The organism is Brevibacillus sp. LEMMJ03 (assembly GCF_007197875.1).
Lineage (GTDB): Bacteria > Bacillota > Bacilli > Brevibacillales > Brevibacillaceae > Brevibacillus > Brevibacillus thermoruber.
The window spans coordinates 48270-58422 of sequence record NZ_VKJN01000022.1; the positions used below are offsets into that span (position 1 = coordinate 48270).

General features: G+C 59.3%; 9 protein-coding genes and 13 tRNA genes. 2 read left to right on the forward strand and 20 right to left on the reverse strand.

The annotated features are described in order from the left end of the window. Positions 1–325: 325 nt before the first annotated feature. Together FOI68_RS20340 and trmL are read right to left on the reverse strand one after the other, a co-directional pair. Positions 326–1051 (reverse strand): HAD family hydrolase, encoded by a 726-nt coding sequence (locus FOI68_RS20340; RefSeq protein WP_044898904.1) that lies wholly within the window; start codon positions 1049–1051, stop codon positions 326–328. A gap of 122 nt (positions 1052–1173) precedes the next feature. Next, the gene (gene trmL / locus FOI68_RS20345) at positions 1174–1644 is read right to left on the reverse strand and encodes a tRNA (uridine(34)/cytosine(34)/5-carboxymethylaminomethyluridine(34)-2'-O)-methyltransferase TrmL (protein WP_143864124.1); all 471 of its coding nucleotides are present in this window, start codon (positions 1642–1644) and stop codon (positions 1174–1176) included. A gap of 211 nt (positions 1645–1855) precedes the next feature. Between trmL and FOI68_RS20350 the strand changes: the two genes are divergently transcribed. Further along, a complete protein-coding gene (locus FOI68_RS20350) occupies positions 1856–2542 on the forward strand; it encodes a ferric reductase-like transmembrane domain-containing protein (protein WP_143864125.1) in 687 nt (228 codons plus the stop codon). Positions 2543–2589: 47 nt separating this feature from the next. Here the strand turns inward: FOI68_RS20350 and FOI68_RS20355 are convergent, their stop codons facing one another. From FOI68_RS20355 to rnhA, 4 genes are all read right to left on the reverse strand, one after another. Further along, positions 2590–3558 (reverse strand): amidase domain-containing protein, encoded by a 969-nt coding sequence (locus FOI68_RS20355; RefSeq protein ID WP_143864126.1) that lies wholly within the window; start codon positions 3556–3558, stop codon positions 2590–2592. A 397-nt stretch (positions 3559–3955) separates the two neighbouring features. Beyond that, complete coding sequence (locus tag FOI68_RS20360; RefSeq protein WP_143864127.1) at positions 3956–4507, reverse strand: methylated-DNA--[protein]-cysteine S-methyltransferase; 552 nt, start codon at positions 4505–4507, stop codon at positions 3956–3958. A 39-nt stretch (positions 4508–4546) separates the two neighbouring features. After that, positions 4547–5752, reverse strand: coding sequence for a tRNA epoxyqueuosine(34) reductase QueG (queG, locus tag FOI68_RS20365; protein WP_143864128.1), 1206 nt, complete (start codon positions 5750–5752; stop codon positions 4547–4549). Beyond that, complete coding sequence (gene rnhA / locus FOI68_RS20370; RefSeq protein WP_029097943.1) at positions 5749–6183, reverse strand: ribonuclease HI; 435 nt, start codon at positions 6181–6183, stop codon at positions 5749–5751. Before rnhA ends, queG begins: the two co-directional genes overlap by 4 nt. A 214-nt stretch (positions 6184–6397) precedes the next feature. On the opposite strand from rnhA, the gene FOI68_RS20375 reads away from it, so the two are divergent. Beyond that, on the forward strand, positions 6398–7069 hold the full coding sequence (locus FOI68_RS20375) for a B3/B4 domain-containing protein (RefSeq protein ID WP_143864129.1): 672 nt from the start codon (positions 6398–6400) through the stop codon (positions 7067–7069). A 40-nt stretch (positions 7070–7109) separates the two neighbouring features. Here FOI68_RS20375 and FOI68_RS20380 read toward each other — a convergent pair whose 3' ends face one another. The 14 genes from FOI68_RS20380 to FOI68_RS20445 form a co-directional block, all read right to left on the reverse strand. Continuing rightward, a complete protein-coding gene (locus FOI68_RS20380) occupies positions 7110–8453 on the reverse strand; it encodes a purine/pyrimidine permease (protein ID WP_143864130.1) in 1344 nt (447 codons plus the stop codon). Between the two features lie 257 nt (positions 8454–8710). Beyond that, positions 8711–8793 (reverse strand) — tRNA-Leu (locus FOI68_RS20385). A 7-nt stretch (positions 8794–8800) separates the two neighbouring features. Beyond that, positions 8801–8875 (reverse strand) — tRNA-Cys (locus tag FOI68_RS20390). Between the two features lie 63 nt (positions 8876–8938). Beyond that, a tRNA-Gly gene (locus FOI68_RS20395) sits at positions 8939–9014 on the reverse strand. Positions 9015–9019: 5 nt separating this feature from the next. After that, positions 9020–9094, reverse strand: a tRNA-Gln gene (locus tag FOI68_RS20400). 14 nt (positions 9095–9108) lie between these two features. After that, positions 9109–9184: transfer RNA gene (locus tag FOI68_RS20405), tRNA-His, on the reverse strand. An 8-nt stretch (positions 9185–9192) separates the two neighbouring features. Further along, positions 9193–9266 (reverse strand) — tRNA-Trp (locus FOI68_RS20410). Positions 9267–9271: 5 nt separating this feature from the next. Further along, positions 9272–9347, reverse strand: a tRNA-Phe gene (locus FOI68_RS20415). Between the two features lie 29 nt (positions 9348–9376). Then, positions 9377–9453: transfer RNA gene (locus FOI68_RS20420), tRNA-Asp, on the reverse strand. Positions 9454–9458: 5 nt separating this feature from the next. Beyond that, positions 9459–9535, reverse strand: a tRNA-Met gene (locus FOI68_RS20425). Between the two features lie 21 nt (positions 9536–9556). Beyond that, positions 9557–9632: transfer RNA gene (locus FOI68_RS20430), tRNA-Val, on the reverse strand. A gap of 73 nt (positions 9633–9705) precedes the next feature. Next, positions 9706–9782 (reverse strand) — tRNA-Glu (locus tag FOI68_RS20435). A 4-nt stretch (positions 9783–9786) separates the two neighbouring features. Next, positions 9787–9879: transfer RNA gene (locus tag FOI68_RS20440), tRNA-Ser, on the reverse strand. A 7-nt stretch (positions 9880–9886) separates the two neighbouring features. Then, positions 9887–9962, reverse strand: a tRNA-Asn gene (locus FOI68_RS20445). Between the last annotated feature and the right edge of the window lie 191 nt (positions 9963–10153).

Sequence of the window (10153 nt, forward strand, 5' to 3'; positions counted from 1 at the left end):
GCTACGCTATAATGGGAGTAGTTTGGTAATACGAAAGGAGCAGTCCAACATGGGTACGTTTATCGTAGGGTTGGTCTTTGCCGCTTTCCTGTTCTTCATTCTCACGGCGGGATACAACGAGGACAAGACCTGGAATCTGTAAGGCCGAGCCGGATCGCCGGCTTTCCTTTTTGACATCGCTCCCAGGAAAAAAGCAGGCTGCCTGAATTGGGCAACCTGCTTTTTTTTTTGCGGATCACTCGCGGATGTCTGCTTGTTTTCTGCACAAAAAAAAAGACGTCACCGCATCACGGTGACGGTCGGCCGATAACGCGTGTCCCCCTTCTCAGCGGGCGAACACACCCGTCCGCTGAGAAATGGCGGCGTAGAGTTCTTCCAAGGTGCCGCGCTGATCGACCGGATACTGCGGTTCGCCGCGGTCTTCCAGCCAGTTGGTGACGAGAAACGTCTTCATCCCCAGCTTGCCGGCCACCATGTCCTCCTGCATGTGGTTGCCGACCATTACGCATTCCGTCGGCTGCACCCCCAGCTTTTGGCAAATCTCGGCGAAATAGGCGGGATTGGGCTTGGTGAAGTGGGATTCCTCGTACACCGTAACCAGCTCAAAGTCATGCGGCGCCAGCTCGATCCAGGCCAGCCGGTGATGGATGGCGGCGCGGGGGAAGACCGGATTGGTGGCGACGGCCACGCGGAATCCTTGCCGTTTGGCTTCCTCCACGATCTGTTTCGCCCACGGCGACGGGTAGGTCATGTGGGAAAGCTGGGGAAAAACATCCCGGTAAAACGCGTCAAACACCGGCCACAGCTCGTCCTTGTCCCACAGGCCGTGTTTGCTGAAATACTCGACAAACACCTGCTCGTTGGTCTTGTCCGGCTCCTGGTTGGCGATCATCGCCTTGGTGGCGTCCCAGATCAGGGCGAGCATTTTCTCGGCGTCATAGCGGTCGCCGACGTAGCGGCCCAGCTCCTTCAGATAGCCTTTGACAAACGGCTCCGTCTGCATCTCCAACAGCGTGCCGTCCAGGTCAAACAAAATGGTGGTCACCGTCATCGTATCGTTCTCCTTTTTCCTTGTCGAACGGCTGGGCGGCGCGATGAAGCGCTTCCTGCTGCCAGGTCCGCCTCCCTTTTCGTCACCGCATCGAGCAAGATCGTTGTAATGGGGGCTGTCCGTTACGAGAGCCCGGGGAAGCCCAACTGCCTGAGCCCTTCAAACAGGACGATGGCGGCGCAGTTGGACAAATTGATGGAGCGGGTGGCGCCGCTCATCGGGATGCGGATCGTCTGTTCCCGGTACCGGTCGGTCAGCTCGGTAGGCAGGCCGGTGGTCTCTTTGCCGAGGATGATGTAATCGCCGTCGCGGAACGAAACCTCCGTGTACAGCTTTTCTCCCCACGTTTCCACGAAGTAAAACGTGCCGTCGTTCTCTCCCTGCGCCTGGGCAAAGTGCTCAAAGCTGTCGTAGTGATGAACCTTTACCGCATGCCAGTAATCAAGGCCGGCCCGTTTCAGGTAGCGGTCGTCCGTGGAAAACCCCAGCGGATGTATCAGATGCAGATGAGCCCCCGTCGCCGCGCAGGAGCGGGCGATATTGCCCGTGTTGGCGGGAATGAGCGGCTCGTGCAGGACAATGTGCAGCGGCATGTCAACAAAACTCCTTGTCAACCGAACTTTCAAACATCCTCTATTATACCGAATCTCCCATGGAGATGACCACCTTCCGAGGTGCCGGTATCCCCCGCTCTCCCGCCGCATGCTTGACTCGCCCAATCCTCGTGGCTGCTGTAACAAACAGACCGGCTGCCGCATCAAAAGAAAAAAAGCCCCGCACACGGGAAGAAAGGAGCTGTCGCCCATGCGGTTATTTCGCGCGGCAACCTACACGGCCAGCCTGGCGCTGCTGGCGCTCTGGGCGGGATGGATGCGGCCGGACTTCAACTTTTTTCCTTCACTGGAAGCCTGGAGCATGATGCTGGGGTACCTCGCCTTTGTCCTGATCGGGCTTACCCTCCTGGTGGGGCCCATCAAACTGTGGCTGCCGCCCCGCTTCGTTCCGTATTGCCTGCTTCTGCGCCGCGACCTGGGCATTCTTGCGGGCGCGGCCGGTTTCCTGCACGTCGCGCTGGTGCTGTACCTGTTCGAACGGGGGCCGGAATTGATGTTTCCGCAGCGTGAACTCCAGGCAGACGGCTGGCTGGGACTCTTTTTCCTGCATGACGGGAGCGGGGCCGGGACGCTTTATCCCAACCTGACCGTCACCGGCGCAGCCAACTACCTGGGCCTGACCGCCTTTTTCGTGCTGCTCTCCCTCTGGCTCACCTCCTCCCGGCGCGCGGAACAGCTTCTGGGCGGAGCGGGCTGGAAACGGCTGCATCTGAACGCCCCGCTGCTGTACGTGCTGGTGCTGTTTCACGGCATCATCTATGTGGAGTCGATCAAAGGCGAGCCGCACACGCTTGGCGACCTGCTCGGGTGGGCCGCTCTCGTCTGGCTGCTCCGCTCGATCAGCTTCGTCCGCACGGCGCTCAGACGACGGCCGTAGCCCGACAAAAAGAGGCGGTTCCTCCCGAGGAGGCCGCCTCTTTTGTCTCACATGCCCTGTATGTGAAAAAACGCGTAGCGAATGTTTGGAGTGTAGGCCGTCGAGTCCCGATAGTTCCAGTAGCGCATCCGGCTGTTGGTCGTATGGGCGTTGACCAATGGCAGGTGGTTGGCGTCCTTGGCCACGACGATGGTGGTGTGCTGGAACCGTCCGTCTCCGTCAAAGTCGTAACAGATCACATCCCCCGGCATCAACTGTTCCGGCGAGTTCTTCTGCACGGCACGCATCGGCGGCCCGCCCGATTTCAGCAGCAGGTACAAGCTGTGCGCCACCGCCCAACTGTAGCTCCAACTGGCCGATTTGCCCGACCGCATCCACCAGCCGCGCCCTTTTTCCCCGGAAAACAGCATCGGGATGCCGCCCGCGTAGAGACATTGCGAGATGAAATTGGTGCAGTCGTCGGTAAAATGGGGGTAGGCCGGATTGGCGGAGTTCCAGTACCGCTCCGCATAGGCGACCGCCTGATCCGCTTGGTACCCCTTCGCCCCGTGAACGGTTAATGTCGGCTGCATCCCTTCCCCGGTCCCGACCATCTCCATCCATGCTTCCGGCTTTTTCAACACGGCCGCGTCCGTCTCCCCGTCCGGGCACGGCCCGATCCAATCCAGCGCCCATCCCGTTCCCTGCCTGATTACGGCCATCCGCTGCTGCCGGCGCGTTTCTTCCACAAGTTCAGCGCCGTGCTGCCGGTACGTTCGCCGGACGTGCCAGGCAAATTCCACTTGTACGCGCCCGTTGGACTCCAGCCAATACAGCGGCACCACGTTACCCTGCACCGCGGTGATCTCCGCTCCCCTGTTTCGATACTGTTCCTGTTCCCGCAGCCACAACTCCCGCTGCTCCGCCCCCGCACCGGGGACCGCTCCCAACGGCTGCAGCCGCTCCCATCGGCCGTCGACCCAGCTTTGTTGTACGGCGTTACAATAGTCCTGCAGGAAGTTCAGCCAATCTTCCATCCGCCTCCTCCTTTCCCCGTTGGCCCGCGCCCGTTTTCGTTTCGGTTTTTCCGTTTTCGTCCTGCTGCTTCGGTGTGTTTCGCACGCAGTTTGCGGCAGCGGTGATTTCCGCTTTCGTCCTGCTGCTTCGTTGTGTTTCGCACGCAGTTCGCGGCAGCGGAGATTTCCGCTTTCGTCACGCTGCTTCGGTGTGTTTCGCACGCAGTTTGCGGCAGCGGTGATTTCCGTTTTCGTCCCGCTGTTTGGGTGATTCCCGCTTCACATCACCGCTTCCGTATGTCCCGCTGCGTTTTTCCCCTCACGTCGGGGTTCATGCGCTCGCGCTGGCCTCTCCCTGATGCTTATGACAGTTTGCGGCCGTTCAGAAGGACTGGGAACAACAAAAAAGCTGCCCGGTTTACCGGACAGCTTTTGGCGAGCGGCCTTGGACAGACGCTGCGTGTGCGCCTTCCAATGCCAGCAGGTGTTCTTTGATTGAGAGCCCGCCGCCGTATCCGACGAGCGCTCCGTTGGAACCGATGACGCGATGGCAGGGGACGACGATGGGGATGGGATTGCGGTTGTTCGCCCCGCCGATGGCCCGGACCGCTTTTGCCGCACCGATGGATATCGCAATCTCCTTGTAGGAACGCGTCTCGCCATAGGGAATGCGGGTCAGTTCGGTCCAGACCGCTTTTTGAAACGGCGTGCCGTACAATTCCAGTGGGATGTCAAACGTCTTCCGCCGACCGGTAAAATACTCGTCCAACTGCTCGCGGACAGACTGGTTTCCCAGATCGTCCCGGCTAATGGAGACGCCCATGAAGGTCTTGCGGCACCAGCGCTGCAAGCTGGGCAGCGCCTGCTCCTCGGAGCCAAACTCGATGAAGCAGAGTCCGTTTTCCGTAGAAGCAATGAGCAGCGGTCCAATCGGCGAGTCCATGGTGGTGTACCCCAATACTTGTGGCATCCATCGTTCCTCCCTACCCGTTTTTTCATGTGAATGGATCTACACGTTTGCCCCCTTGCTGCCCCTCTCGTTGTCCGTTTGGGCTGCTCTGGACGAACCGGGCTGGTGCAAAAGGGCGATTCCCTTCTCCACTTCGGCCAGCACGTCCGGCGACGTCTCCCGTTCCCGGGCCGTCTGCAGCGCCGCTTCCGCCTCAGCGCCGCCGATCCTGCCCAACGCCCAGGCGGCCGTTCCCCGAATGACGGGGCGGGGATCCTCTTCCAGCAGCCGGATCAAATCGGGAACAGCGGTGCGGTCGCGGAAATGGGCCAGCGCCAGGATGGCGTTTCGCTGAATCGGCTTTTTCCCGCGCCAGGCAGCGGAGGAAGCGCCGAACGTCTGCTTGAATTCCTTGTTGCTCATGTGAAGCAGCGGACGCAAAAGCGGCTTGGCCACTTCCGGATCGGGCCTGAATTCCGCGTGATGGGCAAAGTGCTTGCCGCGGTTTTTGGGACAGACCGTCTGACAGGTGTCGCAGCCGTACAGCCGGTTGCCGATCTTCGCCCTGTACTGGTCGGGAATGAAATCTTTTACCTGTGTTAAAAATGCCACACACTTCTGTGCGTTGAGCTGCCCTCCCTGGACCAGCGCCCCTGTCGGACAGGCTTCCACACACAGATTGCAGTCGCCGCACCCTTCCTCCACCGGCTTGTCCGGCGGCAGCGGCAGGTTGGTGATCAGCTCACCCAGATAGACCCACGAGCCAAACTCCGGCGTAATCAGCGCGCAGTTTTTGCCTACCCATCCCAAGCCGGCCCGCTCCGCTACGGCACGGTCGGACAGTGCACCCGTATCCACCATCGATTCCACCCGGGCGCCGGGCTCCAGACGGCAGATAAACCGGGCCAGCTTGTCCAACTTCTCGCGCAGGACGTGATGGTAGTCCATCCCCCACGCCGCGCGGCAGAGGATGCCGCGATACGCGCCCGGTTCGGATTTGGGCGGGTTTTCCATCTTGGAGGGATATGCCAGCGCGATGGCAATCAGCGACCGCGCCCCTTCCAGACTGAGGCTGGGATCGGTCCGTTTGTCCAGATCAGGCTCCTCAAACCCGGATTCGTACCCTTTTTCCCGATGCTCCACCAAGCGCTCTTTCAGCGTCAGAAACGGATCGGCACTGGCAAACCCGATCTTGTCGATTCCAATCTCGTGGGCATACGCGATAATCGCCTGCTTCGTCTGTTCCCAGTACTGCCGGTCGCTCACAGTTGTTTGATCGCCCCCGTGGCCAGTTCGTCGCAGCGGTTGTTCCACACGTTGTCCGCGTGACCTTTTACCTTGACGTACTGAACCTGGTGTATTTCCATCAAGCGCAGCAGTTCCTTCCACAGGTCCTGGTTTTCCACCGGCTGGTTCTTGCTGTTCTTCCAGCCGTTGCGCTGCCAGCCTTTGTACCATCCCTGCTGAAAGCAGTTCACCAGGTAGGCGCTGTCGCTGTACAAGGTGACCTTGCACGGCTCCTTCAGCGCGGACAGCGCCTCGATCGCCGCCTTGAGCTCCATCCGGTTGTTGGTGGTATTGGCCTCTGCACCGGACATTTCCTTTTTGTGCTCGCCGTACATCAGCACGGCGCCCCAGCCGCCCGGTCCCGGATTGCCGGAGCAGGCACCGTCGGTATAAATGGTCACTTCACGCATTGTCGGGGAATCCCTCCTGTTCATCTTTATTGTATCGAAGGACAGCCGCTTCCACAAAATTTTTTGCTGCTGGCTCCGAAAGGATATGCACCGCGGCCTAGATTTCCAGGCAGCAAACATCACCACTGACGAAGATACGGCTTCTTCGATATGACTTCCATCGACGTTTTTGTTATACTACCAAAAAACGGTTGAGTGACAAGGAGTGACACAGATGAAGGTACGCTTGGACTCCACGGTGGTTGAACGCCTGCCGCGTTTTTCGCTGGGCGTCATTCACTACGCCGGCGTGACCGTAAGCCCGTCTCCCAAAATGCTGCAGGGGCGCATCAATCTGTTCGTGGAATCGCTGCGCGTGGAGCGGGAGCTCGCCAATCTGGCCGAGATCGAAGGCGTGCGTGAATGGCGCGCCTGCTTCAAGCGGCTGGGAATCGATCCCTCCCGTTACCGTCCTTCCTCGGAGGCCCTGATTCGCCGGCTGCTGCAGGGCCATCCGTTTTTCTGGATCAACGGCGCGGTCGACGTCAACAACTTCTTCTCCGTGCTGCATGCCCTGCCGTACGGCATTTACGACGAAGATCAACTGCGCGGCCCTGTGGTCTGCCGGCTGGGACAAGCCTCCGACGCTTACCAGGGACTAAACGGCCGTGAAGTGCAGATGGAGGGAAAACTGCTTCTCGCCGATGACCAGGGCGCGTTCGGCAGCCCGATCGTCGACTCGGTGCGGACGTCCGTCACGGAGAACAGCCGCAACCTGATGCAGGTGATTTTTTTCCACGAGCACGTGTCTCCGAATCAGCGGGACGAAATTCTCGGCGCGACGGCCCGCATGTTCACGGAAATCAACGGCGGCGAAGTGACGCTCTCCTATCTCGTCACCGCGTAACCGCTCCCCTGGGGCAATTGCCAAACAAAAAGACGGTCCGTCACGCAGAGCGGCCGTCTTTTTGCATCTCCGTTTTCGGCTCCGATTCCGTCGGCCGGGGAAACACCACGTGTTCCAGCAGCAGGCACACCATGACGCCGAGCAGCAGCCCGTTGCCGAACAGAAAGCTCGCCAGCGAGGGAAGGTGCTGCCACGCCGTCGCCGGCACAAACATGACCCCGATCCCCACCAAGAGCGAACTGCCGCCGATCGTGATGGCCCGGTCATCCAACCGGATCGACGCCAGGTCTTTTATTCCAAATCCAAGCAACTGCGTATAGGCGATAAACATCCCGGCGTACGCGACCGGCGTCGGCAGGGCGGCCAGGAACTGGGATACGGACGGCAGCATGCCGATCACCATCATCCCCGCCATCGCTGCCATGAACGGCAAACGGGCCGCCATCCCCGTCGTCTGGATCACGGCCGCCGCCAACGACAGCGGAATCATGCCGACAACCCCGGCCAACCCGGACAGGATGTGAGACACCCCGGTAAACACGCCGCCCCGGTTGTATTGCTGGACGGTCGGCTCCGACCGGGTCGCCTTGCCCACGACGGACAAACTGGTGACCAAATTGGTAAGCAGGACAAACCCGGTCAGCAGACTGGTCAGGATGACTCCCCCATCCCACTTGGGCTCTCCCCAAAAAAACAGGGTGGGCAGCACCATCCACTCGTCACTGGGCCGGATCGGTTCCGTCCAGCCCAAAACGGCGTACAGTCCCCATCCGATCGACATTCCCAACAGCACGGCGTAGCTGGCCAACCGCCTGCTGCGCAGAAAGACGAGAACCAGCGCGACGATCAAGACCGACACCAGGGCAATGCCCGGATGGACTTCCTTTGCGTGCCGGTAGCCGATCCCCAGCATGCCGGTCACAATGCTGCTGCACAAGGAGACCGCCAACAGCACCATGTAGGTGCCGGACACAAGCGGCGTAAACCAGCGCTGGATTTTGCCGATCCAGCCCAGCATCCCAAACAGCAGGAACAAGCCGCCCGCCAGGATCAACCCCACCTGGAACGATTGGCCGATCAGCCGCGGCCCCATTCCCACGCTGGATCCAATCTGCGCCAAAATGATAAAGATGCCCCACCACAATCCTGCGGGCCCATCCATCATCGGATAGCGGTGTCCCAGCCACGCCTGCAGGAAAGAGGCCAAGCCGATGAAGAACATGGTCTGCTGCATCAGGTGACTGATCTCGTCAGGCCGCAAACCGTACACGTCCCCGATCGCCAACGGAACGGCAACACTGCTGGAAACCGTAACGATCAGCCATTGCAGGGCGGCCAAAACGGTTGTGCCCGCCGGCGGCCTTTCATGCAATCCGTAACTCATCCCCAACACCCCGTTCGCTGTCAATCTGCCACTGGCGTACTGGCCTATTCTGTGCAGGAAAACAGAAAGCACGCCGATTCCAGCGTGCAAAGTCCGATCTCGTAGGAATAACATTGAGAGAACATACAGTCGATCATGCCTTGCCTGTGGCCTTTTCATCTTACCATAAGACCGGTTCGTTTGGTAATCCAAACCGGCTCTGTACGAACACGCAAAAACGAGGAATCGAACAGATTCCTCGTTGAAACCTTCAGGTATGGTGCCGGTAGAGGGACTTGAACCCCCACGGTTTCCCTCACGATTTTGAGTCGCGCGCGTCTGCCAATTCCGCCATACCGGCACGTTTATGGAGGAGGCACCCGGATTCGAACCGGGGGATAAGGGTTTTGCAGACCCGTGCCTTACCACTTGGCTATGCCTCCATGTTTGACATTATATTCGGCATGGGCTGACCATGTTCCGCCCAAACCCTGCCGAGACACAAATGGAGCGGACGACGGGTCTCGAACCCGCGACCTTCGCCTTGGCAAGGCGACGCTCTACCAATTGAGCTACGTCCGCATAAATGGCTGGGGCACTAGGATTCGAACCTAGGAATGACGGAGTCAAAGTCCGTTGCCTTACCGCTTGGCTATGCCCCAATATGAGATTAAGATGGGGCGATCGATGGGAATCGAACCCACGAATGTCGGAGCCACAATCCGATGCGTTAGCCACTTCGCCACGACCGCCACGCAATTGGCAGGGGCAGTAGGAATCGAACCCACACCAAAGGTTTTGGAGACCTTCGTTCTACCGTTAAACTATGCCCCTGTATATGGTGGCTCGGGACGGAATCGAACCGCCGACACGAGGATTTTCAGTCCTCTGCTCTACCGACTGAGCTACCGAGCCATCGCTGATGAAGCAAAGGGAAACGAGAATGGCGGAGCTGACGGGACTCGAACCCGCGACCTCCGGTGTGACAGACCGGCGTGAACTCCAACTTCACCACAGCTCCAGGTTTGGTTGCGGGAGCAGGATTTGAACCTGCGACCTTCGGGTTATGAGCCCGACGAGCTACCAGACTGCTCCATCCCGCGACGATTGAAATTCTACAGTAATGGTGGAGGCTGACGGGATCGAACCGCCGACCCTCTGCTTGTAAGGCAGATGCTCTCCCAGCTGAGCTAAGCCTCCACAACACCCCACAAAGTGACGGATTGCTTTGAAGCGAATTCCGATTACGTTGTGGGGATCCCATCTCTTTACATGGTGACCCGTAGGGGATTCGAACCCCTGAATGACAGCGTGAAAGGCTGCTGTGTTAAACCGCTTCACCAACGGGCCATGATGGCGGATGGAGTGGGATTTGAACCCACGAGACGAGTTATCCCCGCCTACACGATTTCCAATCGTGCTCCTTCGGCCTCTCGGACATCCATCCGTAATAATGGCTCCTCGGGAGGGACTCGAACCCCCGACCGATCGGTTAACAGCCGATTGCTCTACCGACTGAGCTACCGAGGAACGATGAAGACTTCGGTCGACTACAACCGCCTCGTTCTGAGGCAGCACCGGCACTTGCACGCACCGTGCTTCGCGCCTTCAAAACCGGATACGCATGGTTGGCAAAGGATCATGGAGTGGATAAGTCCTCGACCGATTAGTATTCGTCAGCTCCACGCGTTGCCGCGCTTCCACACCGAACCTATCAACCT

What these genes read in the sequence shown, in the direction of transcription:
- FOI68_RS20340 (WP_044898904.1), bottom strand. Translation starts at nt 1,051, where the DNA reads ATGACGGTGACCACCATTTTGTTTGACCTGGACGGCACGCTGTTGGAG.
- FOI68_RS20350 (WP_143864125.1), top strand. Translation starts at nt 1,856, where the DNA reads ATGCGGTTATTTCGCGCGGCAACCTACACGGCCAGCCTGGCGCTGCTG.
- FOI68_RS20375 (WP_143864129.1), top strand. Translation starts at nt 6,398, where the DNA reads ATGAAGGTACGCTTGGACTCCACGGTGGTTGAACGCCTGCCGCGTTTT.
- FOI68_RS20355 (WP_143864126.1), bottom strand. Translation starts at nt 3,558, where the DNA reads ATGGAAGATTGGCTGAACTTCCTGCAGGACTATTGTAACGCCGTACAA.
- rnhA (WP_029097943.1), bottom strand. Translation starts at nt 6,183, where the DNA reads ATGCGTGAAGTGACCATTTATACCGACGGTGCCTGCTCCGGCAATCCG.
- FOI68_RS20380 (WP_143864130.1), bottom strand. Translation starts at nt 8,453, where the DNA reads ATGAGTTACGGATTGCATGAAAGGCCGCCGGCGGGCACAACCGTTTTG.
- FOI68_RS20360 (WP_143864127.1), bottom strand. Translation starts at nt 4,507, where the DNA reads ATGCCACAAGTATTGGGGTACACCACCATGGACTCGCCGATTGGACCG.
- trmL (WP_143864124.1), bottom strand. Translation starts at nt 1,644, where the DNA reads ATGCCGCTGCACATTGTCCTGCACGAGCCGCTCATTCCCGCCAACACG.